This window comes from Streptomyces cacaoi (assembly GCF_006539165.1).
Lineage (GTDB): Bacteria > Actinomycetota > Actinomycetes > Streptomycetales > Streptomycetaceae > Streptomyces > Streptomyces cacaoi.
Map to the genome: position 1 here is coordinate 652871 of NZ_BJMM01000002.1, position 20620 is coordinate 673490.

General features: G+C 73.0%; 19 protein-coding genes. 13 read left to right on the forward strand and 6 right to left on the reverse strand.

Features of this window, described 5'->3' with window-relative positions; translation table 11 throughout:
• Positions 1–169 precede the first annotated feature (169 nt).
• Both SCA03_RS03140 and SCA03_RS03145 read left to right on the forward strand, forming a co-directional pair.
• Entirely contained in the window at positions 170–847 is a 678-nt protein-coding gene (locus SCA03_RS03140) for an ArsR/SmtB family transcription factor (protein WP_086818471.1), read from the forward strand.
• A 39-nt stretch (positions 848–886) separates the two neighbouring features.
• A complete protein-coding gene (locus tag SCA03_RS03145) occupies positions 887–1138 on the forward strand; it encodes a hypothetical protein (protein ID WP_030892298.1) in 252 nt (83 codons plus the stop codon).
• Positions 1139–1200: 62 nt separating this feature from the next.
• Here SCA03_RS03145 and SCA03_RS03150 read toward each other — a convergent pair whose 3' ends face one another.
• Both SCA03_RS03150 and SCA03_RS03155 read right to left on the reverse strand, forming a co-directional pair.
• Positions 1201–1656 (reverse strand): NIPSNAP family protein, encoded by a 456-nt coding sequence (locus SCA03_RS03150; RefSeq protein ID WP_212766974.1) that lies wholly within the window; start codon positions 1654–1656, stop codon positions 1201–1203.
• On the reverse strand, positions 1637–3361 hold the full coding sequence (locus tag SCA03_RS03155; protein WP_230988458.1) for an amidase: 1725 nt from the start codon (positions 3359–3361) through the stop codon (positions 1637–1639). Before SCA03_RS03155 ends, SCA03_RS03150 begins: the two co-directional genes overlap by 20 nt.
• A 153-nt stretch (positions 3362–3514) precedes the next feature.
• Here SCA03_RS03155 and SCA03_RS03160 point away from each other — a divergent pair, with 153 nt between their 5' ends.
• The 8 genes from SCA03_RS03160 to SCA03_RS03195 all read left to right on the forward strand — a co-directional run bounded on the left by SCA03_RS03160 (position 3515) and on the right by SCA03_RS03195 (position 12343).
• A complete protein-coding gene (locus SCA03_RS03160) occupies positions 3515–4591 on the forward strand; it encodes a GlxA family transcriptional regulator (RefSeq protein ID WP_086814737.1) in 1077 nt (358 codons plus the stop codon).
• Between the two features lie 61 nt (positions 4592–4652).
• Positions 4653–5099, forward strand: a complete 447-nt coding sequence (locus SCA03_RS03165; protein ID WP_030892289.1) for a TIGR03618 family F420-dependent PPOX class oxidoreductase — start codon at positions 4653–4655, stop codon at positions 5097–5099.
• A 279-nt stretch (positions 5100–5378) separates the two neighbouring features.
• Positions 5379–6230, forward strand: a complete 852-nt coding sequence (locus tag SCA03_RS03170) for an endo alpha-1,4 polygalactosaminidase (RefSeq protein WP_086814738.1) — start codon at positions 5379–5381, stop codon at positions 6228–6230.
• Between the two features lie 332 nt (positions 6231–6562).
• Positions 6563–7900, forward strand: coding sequence for an ABC transporter substrate-binding protein (locus SCA03_RS03175; protein WP_030892283.1), 1338 nt, complete (start codon positions 6563–6565; stop codon positions 7898–7900).
• Positions 7901–7909: 9 nt separating this feature from the next.
• Entirely contained in the window at positions 7910–8992 is a 1083-nt protein-coding gene (locus tag SCA03_RS03180; RefSeq protein ID WP_078874141.1) for a carbohydrate ABC transporter permease, read from the forward strand.
• Entirely contained in the window at positions 8989–9894 is a 906-nt protein-coding gene (locus SCA03_RS03185) for a carbohydrate ABC transporter permease (RefSeq protein ID WP_086818371.1), read from the forward strand. Before SCA03_RS03180 ends, SCA03_RS03185 begins: the two co-directional genes overlap by 4 nt.
• A 53-nt stretch (positions 9895–9947) precedes the next feature.
• Positions 9948–11021 (forward strand): carbohydrate kinase family protein, encoded by a 1074-nt coding sequence (locus SCA03_RS03190; protein ID WP_176602524.1) that lies wholly within the window; start codon positions 9948–9950, stop codon positions 11019–11021.
• Complete coding sequence (locus SCA03_RS03195) at positions 11021–12343, forward strand: alpha-glucosidase/alpha-galactosidase (protein ID WP_030884560.1); 1323 nt, start codon at positions 11021–11023, stop codon at positions 12341–12343. The genes SCA03_RS03190 and SCA03_RS03195 overlap by 1 nt, the downstream gene beginning before the upstream one ends.
• Before the next feature lie 465 nt (positions 12344–12808).
• Here SCA03_RS03195 and SCA03_RS03200 read toward each other — a convergent pair whose 3' ends face one another.
• Together SCA03_RS03200 and SCA03_RS03205 are read right to left on the reverse strand one after the other, a co-directional pair.
• The gene (locus SCA03_RS03200) at positions 12809–13513 is read right to left on the reverse strand and encodes a ribonuclease H family protein (RefSeq protein ID WP_230988459.1); all 705 of its coding nucleotides are present in this window, start codon (positions 13511–13513) and stop codon (positions 12809–12811) included.
• A gap of 197 nt (positions 13514–13710) precedes the next feature.
• Positions 13711–14337, reverse strand: a complete 627-nt coding sequence (locus tag SCA03_RS03205) for a TetR/AcrR family transcriptional regulator (protein ID WP_086815663.1) — start codon at positions 14335–14337, stop codon at positions 13711–13713.
• A gap of 159 nt (positions 14338–14496) precedes the next feature.
• On the opposite strand from SCA03_RS03205, the gene SCA03_RS03210 reads away from it, so the two are divergent.
• Together SCA03_RS03210 and SCA03_RS03220 are read left to right on the forward strand one after the other, a co-directional pair.
• A complete protein-coding gene (locus tag SCA03_RS03210; RefSeq protein ID WP_086815665.1) occupies positions 14497–15951 on the forward strand; it encodes an amidase in 1455 nt (484 codons plus the stop codon).
• 831 nt (positions 15952–16782) lie between these two features.
• A complete protein-coding gene (locus SCA03_RS03220; protein WP_030884571.1) occupies positions 16783–17331 on the forward strand; it encodes a hypothetical protein in 549 nt (182 codons plus the stop codon).
• A 67-nt stretch (positions 17332–17398) separates the two neighbouring features.
• Here the strand turns inward: SCA03_RS03220 and SCA03_RS03225 are convergent, their stop codons facing one another.
• On the reverse strand, positions 17399–17818 hold the full coding sequence (locus SCA03_RS03225; RefSeq protein WP_230988461.1) for a hypothetical protein: 420 nt from the start codon (positions 17816–17818) through the stop codon (positions 17399–17401).
• 363 nt (positions 17819–18181) lie between these two features.
• The gene (locus SCA03_RS03230; RefSeq protein WP_030884576.1) at positions 18182–18430 is read right to left on the reverse strand and encodes a hypothetical protein; all 249 of its coding nucleotides are present in this window, start codon (positions 18428–18430) and stop codon (positions 18182–18184) included.
• A gap of 720 nt (positions 18431–19150) precedes the next feature.
• Between SCA03_RS03230 and SCA03_RS03235 the strand changes: the two genes are divergently transcribed.
• Entirely contained in the window at positions 19151–19924 is a 774-nt protein-coding gene (locus SCA03_RS03235; protein ID WP_030884579.1) for an FkbM family methyltransferase, read from the forward strand.
• The last annotated feature ends 696 nt before the right edge of the window (positions 19925–20620 follow it).

A 20620-nucleotide genomic window follows, 5' to 3' on the forward strand; every position in this document is an offset into this window, starting at 1 on the left:
CCCGCCCCACCTCGGCCACCCGAACCCCGACTCCTGGTCCTTCGGGCCTACTTCCGGGCGGGGGGGCTTCGCGGAGGGGTGAGCACACGGACGGGAGAAGACCACCGTGGCGCGGGGGAGTTGCAAAGAAGGCGTTGCAAAGCTTTCTTTGTATGCGTAGGTTGAGGGCATGCAGCGTGACGACTCGGCAGCAGCCCCGGCGGCCCGGCAGGGACCGACGCCGGGGGAGGAGATCCGGACGCTCGACCCCCGGTCGCTGCGCGCCCTCTCGCACCCCCTGCGGATCCGGCTGCTCAACGCACTGCGGGAGTACGGGCCGGCGACCGCGTCCCAACTGGGCGCGCGCCTGGGGGAGTCCAGCGGCGCCACCAGCTACCACCTGCGTCAGCTCGCGGCCCACGGCTTCGTCGTCGACGCCCCCGAGTACAACAGCGGCCGGCAGCGCTGGTGGAAGGCGGCCCACCGGGGCACGGTCCTCAACGTCGGGCAGCTGCGAACCGACCGGGACCCGGAAGTGCGCGGCGCGATGGACCTGCTGCTGCACGAGATCGCCACCATGCACGCGCAGGAGCTGGGCACCTGGCTGGGCACGATGAACGAGTGGCCCGCCGCATGGCACTCCAGCTGGGAGATCAGCGACCAACTGCTGCGGCTGACACCGGAGCGTGCCCGGGCGCTGACCCGTGAACTGAACGCCGTCGTCGAGCGCTACCGCCAGGGCGCGGACAGCGGAGCGGGCTGCGGCACGGATGCCGGTACCGGCGACGACTCCGGCACCGGTGAGGACGTGCCGGCGTCGCCGTTCCGGGTCCACATCCACGGCTTCCCCCGCGCGGAAGAGTCCTGACCCGCACCCCGGGCCGGCCACGAGAAGGAGCACGCGGCGATGCACAGCGACATCCACGCACATCTGATGCTGCACGCCCAGCGGGCGGCCCAGCTGCGCGCGGAAGCGGCCGGCTTCCACCCGGGCCCGGGCCCCACCGCCCGTCTCCGCCGGGCCGTGGGCGAGTTCGCCCGGCCCGGGCTGGTGCGGCTGCGGCAGCGGTTCGCCTGGGTTCTCATCGAGGCCGGACTCCGGCTCCTCGGCTCGGCGCTGTCCGGCAGGACCCCGCCCGGGCGGGCCCCCGTCCGCTGAGCCGCACCTCCGCCGTCACGGTCGCTCCGGCCCGTTCGCCCGCGTCCCGCAGCCGCCTCACGTCAGCGGTGAGAACGCGGTGGGCCAGGCGATGGTCGAGGTGGCTTCGAGGATGTGGTCCGGGGCGCCGGGGGTGGCCACACGCCGTCGGTGTAGAGGGTCCGGCGCAGGGCGACGCGTTCGTCGAGGCTCTCGAACGGCCAGATCTGGACGATGCGGTCGGGGCCGTCTAGGGCGTACATCACGACGGTCAGCGGATCGACGCGGTGCCGCGCGGGCAGGGCCCGGCGCCAGCCCGCGAGGGTCGCCGGCAGGCCGCCCGGCCGCAGGTGGTAGTCGCGGACCTCGTAGACGGGCCCGAACGCTCCCGTCCGCACCGGCGGTACGAAGGGGAACGGGGCGAAGCTCTGCTGGGTCAGATCGGTGAGGTGCTCTCCCGCGCCGAACGGATGCCGGCTGCCGCGGGCGCGCATCCGCTCGCGGGCCAGCTCGGCGTCGTCACGGAAGGCGCGCAGCACGGTCAGCCGTCCCAGCGAGCCGTTCTCCGTCTCCCAGCAGCCCAGGAGGCGGCCGTGTGCGTCCGGGGCCTCGACCCACGGCAGGACGCCGGCCGCGGCCTGCTCCGCGTCGAGCAGGTGGAAGGCGAGGGTGGCGATCTCGTAGCGGATGTTCTGCTGTTCCCGGTCGAGATCGTCTCCCGTGATCGGTGCGGGACGCGTCCTCGTCGTCTTCATCGTCGTGCTCCTCTGCTCGGGATCGGTGGCCGCCGGCGGGGCGGAGACAGGGCGGTGTGCGGCGCGGGGGCGGGACGGTGCACAGGGCGGGGCGGCGGTCGCGGACCGGGCTGCGGGCCTCCAGCCGGCGGCCGAGGTCCAGCACGGTGGCCTCGTCGTACCAGCGCGCGACGAGCTGCACGCCGATGGGCAGTCCGGTGCCGCTCGCCCCGAACGGGAGCGAGAGTGCGGGCAGGCCGGTGAGGTTGAAGGGAACGGTGGCGCGCATGATGCCCCGGGCCGGCACCGACGTCCCGTCGACGGTGAGGGCGGCCTGGTCGTGCGGCGGTGCGGGCACGGGGCACACCGGGCACAGCAGCGCGTCGTAGCGGGCGAAGTGGTCGGCGAACAGGGCGGACAGCTCCTCGGTCCGGCGTCGCGCCCGCTCCAGGGCGTCGGCGGGGACGGCCGCTGCGGCCAGCGTGCGCCGGGCGACGGGGTGCAGCTCGACATCCCGGCCCGCGAGGTGACGGCGCAGGTACGGGACGATCTCGGCCGGGTAGAGCACGGCGCTCAGTTCGGTGGCGTCGCACCGCGCCAGCTCGGCCGACCGCACCGGCGCCACGTCGCAGCCCGCGTCGGAGAGCGCCTCGGCCGCGGCCGCCACCGTGGCCCGCACCTCGGGATCGACCGGCCCGAACTCCGGGGAAGTGCACCAGCCCACCTTGGGCCGTCCGCCGTCGCGGCGCGCGGGGCCGCCGGCGGACGGTGCCGGGACGGCGTAGCGGTCGGCACCGTCCGGTCCGGCCAGCAGCTCCGCCGCGGTGGCGACGTCCCGGACGCTGCGCGCCAACGGGCCCACGTGCCAGTAGCGCAGCGGCACCGCGGGCCAGTGGCCGGTGGCCGGGACGCGGCCCCGGGTGGCCTTGAGCGCGACCACGCCCGAGTCGTGCGCGGGCCCGCGCAGCGAGATCGCGACATCGCTGCCGAGGCCGAGCGGCGAGAGGCCGGCGGCGACGGCGGCGGCCTCCCCGCCGCTGGAACCGCCGGCGGTCCGCGACGGGTCGTACGGGTTCACCGTCCGGCCGGTGACGAGGTTGTCCGTCTCGGTCCAGTAGGAGAACTCCGGGACGTTGGTCTTGGCCAGCAGGACGCCGCCCGCCGCCTTCCACCGGGCGACGCCCGTCGCGTCCGCGGCCGGGACATGCCCGGCGAAGAGCCGGGAGCCGCGCCGGGTCGGTACACCGGCGGTGTCCAGCGAGTCCTTCACGGTGAACGGCACACCGTGCAGCGGGCCCCACCACTGCCCGCGGGCCGACGCGTCGTCCGCCGCGGCCGCCGTCCGCAGCGCCTCCTCCTCCCGCAGCGTGGTCACCGCGTTGACGGCGGGGCCGACGGCGGCGATGCGGTCCAGGTGTGCGCGGACGACCTCCGTCGAGGAGACCTGCCCCGCGCGGATCAGCGCGGCCAGTCGTGTGGCATCGGCGAAGCAGAGCTCTTCCTGGGGCATCGGGTCCTCCGTCGCTGGGCTCGTCGGAACGACGAGGGGTGGAGGCCGCGGCGGGGGCCCGCGTCGGCCCCGGCGGTCGCGGCTGTGTCCAGCGTCGGGCACCGGGAAGCGGCGAGCCATGGCACGATCGTCAGCTTTCGATAGGATCGTGCCATGGCTCGTCCTCATCGCGTCGTCGTGCTGGCCCTCGACGGGGTCTACCCCTTCGAACTCGGCATCCCGAACCGGGTCCTCGGCGTGGCGGACGGCCGGTACACGGTGCTGACCTGCACCGTCGACGGCCGTCCCGTGCGCACCAGCGCCGACTTCTCCGTCGCCGTGGAGCACGGGCCGGAGGTCCTGGCCACCGCCGACACCCTGGTGGTCCCGCCCACCGAGGCGTCTCGCTGCACACCGGAGTTGTCGCCCGCCGTCGCGCGGGCCCTGGAGTCGCTGCCGTCCGGTGCCCGCACCGTGTCGATCTGCACCGGCGCGTTCGTGCTGGCCGGCGCCGGGCTGCTGGACGGGCGGCCCGCCACCACCCACTGGGCGCTGGCCGACCGCTTCCGCCGCTGGTTTCCGCGCGTGGCCCTGGATCCGGATGTGCTCTTCGTCGACGACGGTGACGTCCTCACCTCGGCGGGCGCCGGAGCGGGCATCGATCTGTGCCTGCATCTGCTGCGGCGCGACCACGGCAGCGAGGTCGCCAACCAGGTCGCCCGCCGGTGCGTGGTCCCGCCCTGGCGGGAAGGGGGACAGGCGCAGTACATCGAGCGGCCGGTGCCCCGGGACTCCGCGAACAGCACGGCAGCCGTGCGGGAATGGGCGCTGGAGCATCTGCACGAGCCGCTGACCCTGGCCGACCTCGCCGGCCGGGCACGGATGAGCCGGCGCACGTTCGCGCGCCGCTTCCAGGAGGAGGTGGCGACGAGTCCCGGCCGGTGGCTCATCCAGCAGCGGGTGGCCCGTGCGCGGCATCTGCTGGAGTCCACCGGTCTACCGGTCGACGAGATCGCGGGCCGGGTCGGCTTCGCCACCGGGACGTCCCTGCGGCAGCACCTGCGCGCGGCCATCGGCGTCACACCGCTCGCCTACCGCCGGACGTTCGCCGGAGCCGGAGCCGGAGCCGGAGCCGGAGCCGGAGCCGGAGCCGGAGCCGGAGCCGGAGCCGGAGCCGAGGGTGGGGGCGGGGGCGGGGATCCGGCGTCGGATTCCGGTGGGCGGGTGCCCGGCGCGCGGCCCCGTGTCTGACGGCCGGATCCCGCGGCCCCCGGAGGCGTTCGGGCTGCTCACCGTTGGTACGGTCGCGGAGATGACTGCGACATTCGACGAAGCCGTCCGGGCCCGGTTGCAAGCCCCCAACATCTGGTACGTCGGCACCGTGTTCGCCGACGGGGCGCCCCAGGTCAGCCCGATGTGGGTCGATCTGGAGGGCGAGGACGAGCTGACCTTCAACACCTCCGTGGGCCGGGTGAAGGAGGAGAACCTGCGCCGCGACCCCCGCGTCTACCTCTCGCACGCGGACGCCGCCGACCCCTTCGACCGGGTCCAGATCAGCGGCGAGGTGGTCCGCTTCATCGAGGGGCAGGAGGCGCACGACCGGATGGACCGGCTGGCCCGCAAGTACCTGGGCAGCGAGCGCTTCGAGTGGATCATGCCGGGGGAGGAGCGGGTCGCCGTGATCGTGCGCCCGGTCAAGGTGCGGCACATCGTCGGCGTCGAGCGCTTCCGTCCCGGCGGGCCCGTCCCCGCTTCCTGACGCCACCGCACACACACGCCGCACCGCACCGCGGTCGGCAGTCGGCACAGCGGAAGCCACTGCGTGAAGCTGTGCGAAACGAGCAAGTTCCGTACAGCTTCACGCTCTTGACACCGGGTGTGGACAGTCGGTTTACTCCAGGCACGTCGTAGCCGAGCGCTCGACGTCAGAGGTACGCCCAGCCGGTATGCGGCCCAGCCGCGAGCCCGGACTGAGTCGCCAGGGGCCCCAGGGGCTTCCGAGGCGGGGACGTGCCCTCCATTTCTCTGGAGCTCGACGATGCATGCTGACCGTCGACGTCCGTACAGGGCTCTCGGCGTCGCCATGGCCGGGGCGGCGCTGCTCCTGACGGCCGTTCAGGCATATTCCTCTCCGGCGTCGGCCGCGCCGGAACACCATCCGCCCCGCGAGCAGGCGCAGGACGTGGAACTGCCCACGCCGCACGCCGGTTTCGACTACCAGATCGGCGGTGCCTACACCCCGCCCGACGGTGTCGGGGTCGTCAGCCGCGACCACTCGGACGAGCCCGCTCCGGGCCTGTACAACGTCTGTTACGTCAACGCGTTCCAGGCGCAGCGCGGCGCCGAGGGCGACTGGCCCTCCGATCTGCTGCTCAAGGACGCCTCCGGCGAGATCGTCTACGACGGCGACTGGAAGGAGGCCCTGCTCGATCTGCGCACCGAGAAGAAGCGCGAGCGGATCGCCGACAAGGTCGGCAAGTGGATCGACTCCTGCGCCGACAAGGGCTATCAGGCGATCGAACCCGACAACTTCGACAGCTACGAACGCTCGAAGAAGCTGCTGACCGCCACCCAGGCCCAGAAGTACATCCGGCTGCTGTCGAAGCGCGCCCACGCGGCCGGGCTGGCCGTGGGCCAGAAGAACACCAGCCAGCTGGCGGGCGCCCACGAGAAGAACGGGCTGGACTTCGCCATCGCCGAGGAGTGCGGCGAGTGGAAGGAGTGCGGCAGCTACACCAAGGCGTTCGGCGATCACGTCCTCGTGATCGAGTACACCGACGCCGGTATGGCCACCGCCTGTTCCCGCTGGGGTGACCAGCTCAGCGTCGTCCGCCGCGACCGGGACGTCTCCGTCCCCGGCGAGGACGGCTACGTGCGCGAAACCTGCTGACACCACGTCAGCCGCCGGGGCGCCGGGCCCGCTTCGGGCCCGCCCCCGGCCACCCTCCCCCCCCCCGATCACCTCCCTCGCACGGGCAGGCGTCCCGCCCTGCCCGGGGCCCGTCCTGCCCGGCGGAACCCGTCCTGCCCGGCGCCCCGGCCCCCGTCGGCCTCCCGCCGACACCCCGCCCGCGGCCCGGCGCGCCCCGCCCCGCTGACGCTGCCGCGTCCGCGCCGCGCCAAGTGGGGCCCCACGCGGGCCCGTTCACCACGACACACCCCTCCCGCGCTCCTCCCGGTCCGCGTGATCCCGCGCCGGACCCCCTCCTCGGAGGTGTACAGATGGCCGTTCCCCCCAGCGTCCCCCTCCCGCAGCCCACACGCCGCCGGCTCCTGCGCGGCGGTGGCGCACTCGCCCTGGGCGCGCTGCCCGCGCTGACCGCGTCCGGCTGCGGCACCGACACAGCCGACGACGGGGTCGGCGCCGACGGACGCGTCACCATCGAACTGTGGCACGGCCAGGCCGACACCGCGCGGGCCGCGCTGCGCCGCCTGGTGGCCGAGTTCCACCGCACCCACCCGCACATCCGGGTCGACATGGGCGGCGGCGTCCTCGCCGACGCGATGCTCCAGAAGATCACCGCGGCGCTGGCCTCCGGCTCCTACCCCGACATCGCCTACGTCTTCGGCTCCGACCTGGCCAACGTCGCCCGCAGTCCCCAGGTCGTCGACCTGACCGGCACCCTCGGCTCCGCCGGCACCCCGTGGAAGAACTACTGGGCGCCCGCGCGCGAGGCCGTCACCCTCAACGGCCGGGTGCGCGCCGCGCCCGCCGTGCTCGACGCCCTCGCCGTCGTCTGCAACAAGAAGGTCTTCGCCCGGGCCGGACTCCCGCTGCCCCGGCCCGGCTGGCGGTGGCACGACTTCCTCGCCCTGGCGAAGAAGCTCACCGACAGACAGGCCGGACGCTTCGGCACCGGCTGGCCCGGCGCCGGCGACGAGGACACCGTCTGGCGCCTGTGGCCCATGATCTGGGACCTCGGCGGGGACGTCATCGGCGACGACGGCCGCAGCGTCGGCTTCGACCGCCAGGGGGAGCGGGCGCTCCAGGTCGTCGAAGCCCTCGCCCGCGACCGCAGCGTCTACATCGATCCCAAGTCCGGCAGCGAGCAGATGTACCAGGTGTTCCTCTCCGGCCGGATCGCCATGGTCGTCACCGGGCCGTGGCAGCTTCCCGACATCCGCCAGGCCGATGTCGACTACCACGTGGCGCCCCTGCCCAGCTTCTCCGGCCGCCCCCTCACCATCTCGGGGCCCGACACCTGGACGGTCTTCGACAACGGCCCTGCCCGGGTCCGCGCCGCCCGCACCTTCGTCAACTGGCTCGCGCGGCCCGCACAGGACGTCCGCTGGGGCGTGGAGGCAGGCAGCCTCCCACTGAGCCGGAAGGCCGAGGCGCTGCCCCGCTGGCAGCGGGAGACCCGGCACACCGAGGGGTTGGCCACCTTCACCGAAGCGCTGGCATCCGCCCGGGTCCGGCCCGCGCACCCCGCCTACCCGGAGATCTCCCAGGCCCTCGCACAGGCCATCACCTCGGTGCTCCTGGGCCGCAGCAGCCCCCGCTCCGCGTTGCGCGCATGCGTGGAGGAGGCCAACGCCGCCCTCCTGATCCCTCGTTGAGGAGCTTCGATGCCACACCACCCCGCGCCCCTCACGGTGGCGGGCCCGCCCGCCGGCCGCCCACCGGACGGCGACCGCCGCGCCGCCCCGCCCAAGTCTCCGTCCCGCGGCCCGCGTGCGCGCCGCCGCCGGGAGACGGCCACCGCATGGGGCTTCGTCGCCCCGGCCGTCGTCGTCATCCTCGGGCTGAGCGTCCTGCCGGTCATCTGGTCGCTGCTGCTGTCCTTCCAGGCCAACGACCTGGTCACGCCGAGCCGTTGGGTGGGCCTGGACAACTACCGCGCGCTCGCCGCCGACCCGCACTTCGCACAGGCCGTCCGCAACACGCTGCTGTACACGGTGTTGTACGTACCGCTCAGCCTCGTCGGCGGGCTGGGCCTCGCCCTCGCCCTCAACCGGCGGATCCGGCTCGTCGGCCTCTACCGGACGTTGATCTTCGTCCCGTTCGTCGTGTCCGCGACCGCGCAGGGCGTGCTGTTCTCCTTCATCCTCGACCCCGAGTTCGGGGCCGCCAACTCGCTGCTGACGCGGCTGGGCCTCACGCCGCAAGGCTTCCTCACCGACCCGGCGCAGGCGCTGCCCGTGCTCGTCGCCGTCACCCTGTGGAGCGGCGTCGGCTTCTGCGTCGTCGTCTACCTGGCGGCGCTCCAGGACGTGCCCCAGTCACTGATCGAGGCGGCCCGGCTGGACGGCGCCGGCCGCCGCCACATCCTGCGGCACGTCACCCTGCCCGCCCTCACCCCCGTCACCGTCTTCCTCGTCCTGTGGCAGATCATCGAGTCCCTCCAGGTCTTCGACCTGGTCTATGTCACCACCAAGGGCGGACCGCTGGGCTCCACCACCGTGATCGTCTACTTCATCTGGGAGCAGGCGTTCAAGAGCTTCACCGCCGGATACGGGGCGGCGGCCGCCTACGTCCTCGCCCTGGCGCTGGGCGTGACCGGGCTGGCCATGCGCCTCGTACGCGGCCGCGCCGGCCGGAAGCCCGGCTCCACCCGCCGGTCCCGGACGGCACGGCGCACCGGCGCCCCGCCGCCGCACACCCCCGGCCGTCCCGCGACGGCCGCCGGCACCGAGGGGGCCGCACGATGACCCTCACCCGCCCCGGACCGCGCACCGCCTCGCCCACCACGTCACCGGCACCGGCCACGGCTCCGGCTCCCGACGGGAAACGCCGCGGATTCCTGCCCTTCAGCGGATGGCATCTGCTGCTGGCGCCCCTCGCCCTGCTGTTCGCGATACCGCTGGTGTGGCTGCTGCTCAGCTCCGTGATGAGCGACGCCGAGATCAACCGCTTCCCGCCGGCGCTGTGGCCCTCCGGCATCGACCTGGGCGGCTACCGCTACGTCCTGGGCAACGCCCTGTTCCCGCGCTGGTTCACCAACTCGCTCATCGTCTCGGCCGTCGCCGTGACCACCAACCTGCTGTTCGGCGCGCTCGGCGGCTACGCGTTCGCGCGGATGCGGTTCGCCGGCTCCAAGGCACTGCTGGTGCTGATGCTGGCCACCATGGCCGTGCCCTTCCAGCTCACGATGATCCCCACCTTCATGGTGATGAAGCGGCTCGGGCTCATCGACACCCTCGGCGCGCTCGTCCTGCCCTCCCTCGTCACCCCGTTCGCCGTCTTCCTGCTGCGGCAGTTCTTCCTCTCCCTGCCGCGCGAACTCGAAGAGGCCGCCTGGCTGGACGGCTGCTCCCGGATGCGGGTCCTGTTCACCATCGTCCTGCCGCTGTCCCGGCCCGCGCTCAGCACCGTCGCCGTCCTGACGTTCCTCACCACGTGGAACGACCTCACCTGGCCGCTGATCGCGATCAACCACGACACCCACTACACCCTGCAACTCGGGCTCACCACCTTCCAGGGCCAGCACCACACCCGGTGGTCCGCGGTCATGGCAGGCAACGTCCTCACCGTGCTGCCCGTCCTGCTGGCCTTCCTCGGCGCACAGAAGTCGTTCATCCGCTCCCTCACCTCCACCGGCCTCAAGGGCTGACCGGCCCCGCCGCCCCGCCCCGGCCACCGCACACCTCCTGACCGGAAGGACCCATGCCGCACAGCTTCGACCTGCTCGTCCTCGGCGACGCCAATCCCGACGTCGTCGTCGGGCCCCTGGACGACCCGCTCGCCTTCGGGCAGCGTGAACAACTCGTATCCAACGGCACGCTGACGCTCGGCGGCTCCGCCGCGATCATGGCCTGCGGGGCCGCCCGGCTCGGCCTGCGGGTGGCCCTTGCCGGCCGCGTCGGCGACGACGAGGCGGGGCACTTCGTCCGCGACGCCCTCACCGCCCGCGGCGTCGACACCGCGGCGCTACGGATGGACCCCACGCTGCCCACACCGCTGACCGTGGTCGTCACCCGCGGCGGACGGGACGGCGACCGGGCCGTTCTCACCAGCCCGGGCACCCTCGCCGCCACCAGCGGCCAGGACATCCCCCGCGGAATGCTGACCTCCGTACGGCACGTGCACGCCGCCTCCTACTTCCTCATGCCCCGCCTCGCCGCCGCGCTGCCCGAACTGCTGCTCACCGCCCGCTGCCACGGCGCCACCACCTCGCTGGACACCAACGACGACCCCGCGGGCCGCTGGGACCCCGACGGGCTGCCCGCCGTGTACGCCGCCACCGACTTCCTGCTGCCCAACGCCGCCGAGGCCATGGCCCTGGCCGGCCCGGACGGCGACGAACCCGGCCGCGCCGCGGCGCTGTTGGCGGCGCGCGGCCCCGTCACCGTCGTCAAGAACGGCGCGGACGGAGCCCTCGCGCACGACGGGCGTGCCCTGCTGCACACCCGTGGACCCGTCGTCGTCCCCCGGGACACCGTCGGCGCGGGCGACAGCTTCGACGCCGGGTTCGTCGCCGCCACCCTCGCCGGTCTGCCGCTGCCCGAAGCCCTCCGGCTGGCCGCCGTCTGCGGCGCGCTCTCCACCCGCGCACCCGGCGGCACCCCCGCCCAGCCCACCTGGGAAGAGGCCCGCGCCCACGCGGCACCGCTCCGGCCCGCAACCCCCGTCGCCCCCGCCACCACCGCACCGCCCGGTGCCCCCGAACCACCACCCACCACCGCCGGATCCCCCGCCCCCGCCGAGAACCGCACCGCACCCGACCGGAAGAACGCGTGATGACCACCACCAGCACCGCCCCCAAGATCACCTTCATCGGCGCGGGCAGCGTCGTCTTCACCCAGGGCCTGCTCGCCGACCTCTTCGCCTTCCCCGAACTGCGCAACGCCCGGATCGCCCTGCACGACATCGACCCCGAACGCCTGGACACCGCGGAAGCGGCCGCCCGGCACATCGCCCGCACCCTCGACGCCGCACCCCACATCACCGCGCACGCGGACCGCCGTGCCGCCCTGACCGGCGCCGACTTCGTCATCAACATCGTCCAGGTCGGTATGCGCGAAGCCACCCGCACCGACTTCGACGTCCCCGCCCGCTTCGGCGTACGGCAGACCATCGGCGACACCCTCGGCGTCGGCGGCATCTTCCGCGCCCTGCGCACCTTCCCGCTCCTGCGCGGCCTGGGCGAGGACATCGCCGCCGTCTGCCCCGAGGCATGGCTGCTCAACTACACCAACCCGATGGCCATGAACGTCCAGTACCTCGCCCAGGCCACCGGGCTGAAGCGGGTGGTGGGCCTGTGCCACTCGGTGTTCTGGACGGTGCACGGCCTGGCCGAACTCGTCGGCGTGCCCTACGAGGAGGTCACCTACCGGGCCGCCGGCGTCAACCACCAGGCGTGGCTGCTGGAGTTCGCCCACGACGGCTCCGACCTCTACCCCAGGCTCGACGCGCTGATCGAGCAGGACCCCCAACTGCGCCGCCGCACCCGCGTGGACCTCTACCGCAGGCTGGGCTACTACCCGACCGAGACCAGTGAGCACTCGGCCGAGTACGTTCCCTGGTACCTCCACCACGACAGCGAGATCAGCCGGCTGCGGCTGCCCGTCGGCGCCTATCTGGACATCGTCGACGAGAACGTGGCCGCCTACGAGCAGACCCGCGACGCGCTGGCCGAGGGCCGTCCGGTGCCCGTCGAGGGCACGATGGAGTACGCGCCGCAGATCATCCACAGCATCGTCACCGGCACGCCCCGTACCGTCTACGGCAACGTGCCCAACCACGGCCTGATCGGCAACCTGCCGGCCGACGGCACGGTCGAGGTGCCCTGCCTCGTCGACGCCACCGGCGTCCAGCCCACCAGGACCGGCCCGCTGCCCGCCCAGTTGGCGGCGCTCAACCGCACCTATCTGAGCACCGCCGACCTGGTCGTCGGCGCGGCCCTGGAGGACGAGCCCGCCCGCATCCGGCAGGCGGCCATGACCGATCCGGCCACCGCGGCGACGCTGCCGGTCGAACGGATCTGGGAACTGTGCGACGCCATGGTCGAGGCACACGGCGACCGCCTCCAGCCGGGGCTGCGGGCCAAGCTGGGCAGCTGAGGCGGGGGCCGGCGCCGGGCAACCGAGGCCCGGGGGAGGCGCGTCCTCCTGAAAGCGGAGGACGGCCTCCTGGCCTCCTGGCCGCCTGAAAACCGGGGGCGGCCGTCGTGCCGGATCGCCGTCGTAGCGGGAGCCGTTGTGCCGGTCGCAGCCGCATCGGCCGACCCCTGGGGTGCCAGGCGCAGTCGCACCGGGCGCCCCTGTGCCGGGCGCACCCCGGTACCGGTCGCAGCCGCACCGGGCGCACCCGAGCCCGGGGCCCCGGTGCCGGGTGCCCCCTCGTGCCCGGCACTGCCGAGCCCGGCGTCTTCGTCCCGGCTACCGCCGTTCCGTGCACCGCTGTTCCATGCACCGCCGTTCCGGCCACCCCCGTTCCGGGCGGGAAGGCAAGGCCCGGTACGACGGACGGCCGCGCCGTGTGCCCCGCCCCGCCGCCCGGCAGGTGTCACGGCACCCCGTCTGGCGTCACACCGTGGCCGGGACGGCGTCACGGCAGGCGCGGTGGCCCCAGCCGTCCGCGACCTTCGTGATCTCCTCGCCCTTCTCGTAACGGGAGCGGCAATGGCCGCAGCGGCCGGGGAACTTGGCCTTGATCACCGGCGCGGGCCGGCCGCTCGACGACCGTCGCTTCGACGCCCCGGCGGCACGCGCCGGGCGCGGCTTGTCCTCCGTCTCGGGGCTGGGCTGCGGGACGTCGGTGGCGCCGTGCGCGGTACCGGCGGGCGCCTGCTCGGAGGCGGCGGTGCTGGCGGCGGCATCGGCGATGGCGTTGAGCGGATCGCCGTTCACCTGGTGGGCGCGTACGTGCCGGAAGGTGACGTCCCGCCCCTCCAGCAGGGCGTCGATACGGATGACCAGGTCCCGGTTGGCCACGGGCTTCTTCGACGCGGTCTGCCAGCCGTTCCGCTTCCAGCCGGCGATCCACTTGGTGACCGCGTTCATCGCGTACTGCGAGTCCATCCGGACCTCCAGCGGTACGGCCGGGTCCGTGGCCTCCAACAGCTCGGCGAGCGCGGTGAGTTCGGCCACGTTGTTCGTGGTGCGGCCGAGCGGGCCGGCTTCCCAGCGTTGCGGCACCTCGGAGGCGTCGGCGAGGACCCAGGCCCAGCCGGCGGGCCCGGGGTTGATCTTGGCAGCACCGTCACAGGCGGCGACCATCCGTTCTGACATACCCCGATCATGCCAGGCGGCTTCCGGGCCCCTGGATGTCCTGCCCCTGCTGGTCACGGCCCGCGGCGCGTGCCCTGCTCCCGCACCGTGGAGAGGCACACCGCCGGGGCGAGGCAGCCACGGTCGCGGCCCTGGGCACGATCGATGCGGAGGGCCCTCGGCGCCGTACCGGCTGACCGGGGCGGGCCGCGGCGCCTTCAGCCGCCGGCCGTCGGCGAGGCGCCGCCGGGGGAGCGGTGCCGGTCGAGGATCCCCTCGACGATCCGCATCAGCCGGTCGCCGGTCCGGTCGATGCTGCCGTTCTGCGTGCTCACCTGCGCACCCTCCAGCAGGAAGGTGATCTCGGCTGCGGCCTGCTCGGGCTCGGGCAGGCCCGCCTCGGTGCACATGCCCACCAGCCTGCGGGTCTGGTGAGCCTTGTGCTCCTCGATGACCTGCCGGGCCGGGTGGGAGCGGTCGGGCAGCTCGGCGAGGGAGTTGATGAACGGGCAGCCGCGGTGGGAGAGGCCGGGCAGCCCGTCGGCGATGAAGCGGGCGAGGGCCAGGATCTGCTCCTCGGGCCGGCCCGGATGCTCGGCCTCGGCACGGTCGAACGCGGCCTGGTAGTCGGCGGCGAGGATCCGCAGCCACTCCGCGACGAGCGCGTCCTTGGTCTCGAAGTGCCGGTAGATCGCCATCTTCGTCGTCTCGGCCTTCTCGGCGATGGCCTGGACGCCCACACGCCGGATCCCCTCGCTCTGGAAGAGCTCTTCCGCGGCGTCCAGGATCCGCTCCCGGGGCGGCAGCTTCGCCACCCTGCCCGGCCTGCTGACGGTCCCTGCCATGACACTGCTCCGTCTGTTGCGTGATGTCCGTGACGTCCCCGGGGTCGTACGGGCGGTCGCGGCCTCCCCGGCGCCTGCTACGGTACCAGTCCGTTCCATGTGATACCGATTGGTATCGTCAGAGACTCAGCGGTACCGTCTTGCCTCCCGGGAGTGACCATGAAAATTGCCGAATATGTACGCTTCGACGCCGTCGGGCTCGCCGAACTGGTGGCCGCGGGCGAGGTGACCCCCGCCGAACTCGAAACGGCCGCACGCGAGGCCGCACAGGCGGTCAACCCGCGGATCAACGCCGTCGTGGAGACCTGGCCGGCCGAGGACGCACCCGTCCCCGGCAGCACACCGCTGGCCGGAGTGCCCTTCCTGATCAAGGACATCGGCGTCTCCATGGCCGGACAGCGCATGGAACTGGGCAGCCGCCTCGCGGCCGGTCACATCGCCGCGGCCGACTCCGCACTCATGCGGCGCTTCCGCGACGCCGGCCTCGTGACGTTCGGCCGCACCACCGCACCGGAGATGGCCTACAGCATCACGACCGAGCCCGTGCTCCACGGCGCCACCCGCAACCCCTGGGACACCTCACGGAGCGCGGGCGGCTCCAGCGGGGGAGCGGGCGCGGCCGTCGCCGCCGGGGTGGTCCCCCTCGCACACGCCACCGACGCCGCCGGCTCGCTCCGCATCCCCGCCGCCTGCAACGGCCTCTTCGGACTGAAGCCGACCCGCGGCCGGGTCTCCATGGGCCCCGACGCCGACGAGGTCTTCAGCGGCCTGGCCGTCCAGGGCAGCGTGAGCCGCACGGTGCGCGACAGCGCCGCACTGCTCGACCGGATGCGCGGCCCCGAACCGGGCGACCCCTACTCGGCGCCGCAGCCGCCCCGCCCGTACCTGGACGAGGTCGCCCGGGACCCGGGCCCGTTGCGCATCGGCGTCCTGAGCCAGGCCTGGGGCGGACGCCGGACCAGTCCGCCGGTCGCCGACGCGCTGTCGCGCACCGTGGGCCTGCTGGAATCCCTGGGACACCGGGCGGAGGAGACGACGGCCGGACCCGGGGTGCACTGGGAGGAGTTCGTCCTGGCCACCGCGCGGCTGTTCACGGCGAACCTCGCGGCCTCCGTCGACGAACTGGCCGCCGCCACCGGCCGGCCCGTCGACGCCTCGACGCTCGAACCGGAGACCCTCGCCGGCTACCACTCCGGGCAGCGCGTCACCGCCACCGAGTTCGTCGCCGCCCTCGCCCTCCGCAACCGCGTCGCCCGGAGCCTGGCACGGCACTTCGAGGAGTACGACGTACTGCTCACCCCGACCCTGCCGGAACTCCCCATGCCCCTGGGCGCCTACGGAGAGGAGAGCCGGGGCCTGGACGGCCTCGCCCGGATCGCCCACCTCAACGACCGCTCGCCGTTCACCCTGGCGTTCAACGTGGCGGGCACACCCGCCATGACCGTCCCCGTGACGGCCGACAGCGCGACGGGCCTCCCGACCGGCATGCAGTTCGCCGTCGCCCACGCCCGCGAAGACCTCCTCTTCCGCCTGGCCGGCCAACTCGAACGCACACACCCCTGGTCGTCCCGCACCCCGACGATCTGGGCAGGCACCGTTTCGCAGGACCACTGACGCCCCCAACCCCGCCCACGGAGCGGAGAGTTCGCGGCTGAGCCCTGATCCCTGGGCGCTGTGCTGTGAGTTCTGAGCCCTGTTCCGTGCACCCGGAGCCGACTTGAGCTGCGGGTATGCGGCAGCTCGGTAGGTGCGTGGCGGAGAAGGCGACCCGCGTATCCTCGGTACCGTGCCGCGTCGCCCGCAGAAGCCCCGCCAACTGGTGGCGGACGGACGCGTCTACCTCTGGACGCTCCGCCACCGGCACCGGACGCCGGAACCCGGGCGTTACATGAACTGCCGCGTGACCCTCACGCTTTACCCGCAGCCGGCCGGGACCGGGGGCCCGCTGTGCATCGTCTTCGCCGAAGGCCCTGGCCGTTGTCTCCCGTGCGGGGCCGGGGCGGGGTCAGGGGATGTGGGGCAGGTCCGAGACGGCCGCCTGAACCTGCACGAGCCAGGTGCGGTGCGAGCACTGCTGGACGCGGCTTCGGCAGCCGGATGGCGGCCGGGGGGTCGGCGGTCGGAGGTGGACGGGTGGCCTCTGCTGAAGGTCGTCGCTGCCGCGCGGGCCGGAACCGTCCACCCGTCCGGCCCTTAGTCTCCGTGCTGCGCGGGGCCCTCGTCGACTGGTGCGGCCCCCCGGGCGGGCGCATGGGAACCGGACCTCCCAGTGGGAGCGGATTCCCAAGTGACGCTCTGCCGGGGCGGATTCGAACTCGGGGCCCGGGGTGGGAGCGGTGTTCCCATGGTGCTGTCTCGTACGGGTGATGGGCTCCGCGCGGCCTTCGCGGCCGTCTACTGTACGGAGACGCCGCACCGGCTCCGGCCGTATCCGAGGAGGAACCCGTGTTATCGCCCTGCGATCCCCAGTACGCGCCCGCCGGTGATGTGGGCGCGGCGCTGATGATGATCGACTCCCGGCTCAGGAGCATTCACGAAGGCAGGACCGAGGCCGATCCCGAACAGCAGGAACTGATCGAGCAGTTCGCTGCCTCGTTGGACTCCGAGGGCGCCAACGACGTGCTGGACGGTGCCTGCACGCTCATCTACATGTTCATGACCTGGCTGCGGAAGGCGCACGAGGACCACGACAAGGACGTCGTCGCCTACGTGGTGCCCAGCCTCGTGGCCACGATGCGCATGATGCCCAAGAGCGTCCCGCCGGAGACGATCCCCACCATGACCGGGCTGGTCGTCGCCGCGGGCACCGGGATGAGCCCCAGCCTGTGGCGCAAGCAGTACGGCTACTGGACCAAGGAGGAAATGACCCCGCTGGAGGTCACCGCCTTCCTCCTCGCCGAGCACATCAACCGCGTCACCGACGACCCCGACTTCGCCACGCGCATGATCAGCGAGGCCCTGGTCAGCGCGGACGAGGAAGCGGACGAGGACTGACCGGTACGGCACTCCGGTCCGAAAGCCGACAGCGCGACAGCGGCCCGACGGCGGGTCGGACAGGGGCTCAGTCGGCGGTGCGCCGGTGCGCCCGGTCGGCGAGATGGCCGCGGAGCAGCGGTGCGGTGGCGAGGACGAGGAGCGCGAAGGCCGTCAGGCGTTGCAGGCCGGGCTGGGCGAGGAAGCCGGTGTGCTGAACGCCGTACGCCGCATACCCGTTGGCGGCCAGGTCGGTCACCATGATGCCGCAGGCCAGATCGACCCCTCGCCGCTTCCCGCCGATCAGGAGCAGCGCGGCGAGCGGGTCGAGCACGGCGAGTGAAGACCAGTAGAGGTTGAGCCAGTCCGGCGCCCAGGGGTACGGGTGCAGGCCGTGCCGCAGGAGATCGGTGATGTGCGCGACGCTGCCGACGAGCAGCAGGCCCGCCGCGACGAGGCAGGCCACCATCACGACCCGGAGCGGGGCCCGGCGCATCCATCCGACCACGCGCCGGATCCTCTCAGGCCGCCCGCGGGAGCCTGCCGGAGCGGTCGCTTTCACGGCGAAGTCATGGCGGGCTTTCACGGCGAAGTCATGGCGGGGGAGGGGCCGTCCTTGCCGTGTGCCGGGGTGTTCGGCCTCCGCGTCGCCGGGCCGGGGCCGTCGCAGGGCCCGGAATCCCTGGGAGGGAGCGAAGTCGGGCTCCGCCGGCCGCGGCCCGGGGCGCACCGCCGGGGCCCGTCCCCGCGCGCGGTGGCGCGGGGACGGGCCCGGTTTCGTACGGTCAGCGGTCGCGCTCACGGTGTGCGCGCCGCCTCATGGAACCCCGTCGCACGGCCTGCTCGCGCCCAGCTCCGGGGCGGGCGTGGGTCACACCCGGACGTAGAGGTCGTACAGACCGCCGGCGTTGCGTACGCATTTGGCGTCGCCGGCGTAGGAGTCCCGCAGCTCGTAGCACGCCGACTGGGAGTACTCGCCCATGTATTCCCAGCCGGTGATGCCGGCGGGGGGAGCAGTGGTGGCACCGGTCGTGGCGGCGGAGGCTCCCACCGCGGCCATCATGACGATCGCCGCGCTGCCGGCGAGTGTGGTGATCACACGCTGTGCTGTGGTGCGCATGGTCCGTCTCCCTTCTCGGGGCGCCAGGAGGGGCCCTGGCTGCCGGCCAGCATCGGGGAGCGACGTACGGCGCTGCCAGCAATTCCCCTGTCCCGGACAGCCGTTGACCTGTCCTGCCTGGTGGGCGCCCGGACCGCGGGCTGTCCCGGACAGCCGGGGGAGTGGCCATGGCCCGGGGCGCCTCGTGCTCGGTCGCCCTTCCCCGCCGGGTGCACCGGCGCCGCGGGACGTCCGGGGGTCATTGCGTTGCTCCGTCCGAAGCCCGGTGCCGTGGACGGTCCGCTTCTACGGCCATACCGACCGGTCGGGCAACGGACGGGCCCCGAACGCGCGTCGAGCGGGCCGGGTACCGAACAGGGAGCCCGGGTGTGTTCCGGGACGCCGTCCGTGTGCGCCCCCCGTGGCTGGAATTGTGTCCTCATGTCGCAAGACTGTTACGGGGAAACAGAGTTGAGGGCGACGGCGGGGGAGGGGGCGGGTCGAGCGGTACGGGAACCCCCGTGTGTGCGGCCGTTGTTGGGCGAGTGCTCCCTCGCTGTTCAGCGGTGGGATGCGGCGTGGAGCGGCGCAGCTTGTAACAGTGCGCCCCGGGACCGGTGGCAATGATCAAGCCCCTTGGTATGCCTGTGCGTTGGCCATAGCATCACGGGATTAGGGTGTGCGTGTCGGCCGTTGTCCCGAGTGTGCCGGTCGGCTCTCTGCGAACCTGGAGGTCAGAGCATGCGGTCCTACCGGCTGGACGACGGTCGTCGCGTCTGGTGCACCAGCCCCGCCGAAGCCGGGCAGCTGTGGCGGGAGATGACGGCCGGAGACGGCTATTACCGGCAGGCGGCGGAGCGGCTGCGCCCCGGCGACACGGTGCTGGACATCGGCGCCAACATCGGGCTGGCCTCGCTGGCCTTCGCCGGCGCCCAGCCCCAGGCACATATCACCGCCGTCGAGCCGGTCCCGGCCCTCTTCGACTGCCTGGAGCGGAACCTCACCGAGCAGGCGCCGAACGCGCGGGCCCTGCGCGTGGCCGTGGGCGCCGCTCCCGGCACGGCGAGCATGGTGTACTACCCCGGCGCACCGGCCAACTCCAGCCTCTACGCCGACCGTGAGGCCGATGACCGGCTGAGCCGTACGTTCCTGCGCAACAGCGGCATCGACGAGGAGTCCACCGAGGTGATCGTGGGCGATCTGCATGCCAACGGCGAGACGATCGAGGTCGAGGTGACGACCGTCTCGCGACTGCTGCGCAGCGGCGGGCTGACCGAGGTGGCGCTGCTGAAGATCGATGTCGAGCGGGCCGAGCGCGATGTGCTCGCGGGCATCGAGCAGGAGGACTGGCCGAAGATCGGCAGTGTCGTCGCCGAGGTGGACAACAGCGCGGGGGACGGCCTGGAGGCGTTCTGCAAGCAGCTGCACGCACAGGGCTTCACCACCCGCGTCCGGCAGGACGAGTCGCTGCGCGGCACGGACATCCACGAGGTGGACGCGGTGCGCGAGGCGTGACCCGCGCGACCGGCGTCCCCGGGACAACCGGCGTTCGCCGCACGGCCGGTGTTCCCCGCGCGGCGGGGGAGCCGGCCGTACCGACCCGGACGCGGTGCGCCCGTCGGATACCGTCCACACGTCCGAGGTCTTCGTCCGATCGGAACTCCCGGATACCGGGCGATGCCCGTGAGTGGAATATCCGGGCCCCGCGAACAAAGGCCCGTTGAGCCGGCGGACCGAAGCAGGAGCCGACCACGCTTTCGCCGTGGTCGGCTCTTTTCGTTGCACCGCGCCGTTGCCTCAAGCCGTCGTCCGATCCGATGCTTGATCTGTGCATGGCGCCATGGGGTCGCCCGGTCAGCTGTAGACGCTTCTGTTTCTCTCGCGGTTCCCGCCCACGGGAAATATAGAAGTTTTTCCAAGGGCGGCTGTGCAGGGCAACCGATGTCGCCTCCGGATGTGAAGTACCGGGTCGGAACCGGTGGTTGCCAGTGAATGGTGGCGGAATCCTGTGTGGCCTTTTCACTCTCCGCTACTTGAAGATCACTGGCAGCGAAATTGATTAAGCGGGTATGCGGAGTCTTGCCTCCGAGGCATGCCCTTATTCCTTCTTTGGCTCCGCTGGCCTGCGGTGAATCGGCCCGACGGGTGTCGACGGACCGACCGGAAGGTCAAATTCCGGTGCGTCGGGGCGACTTGGGGAGCGGTTTGCCT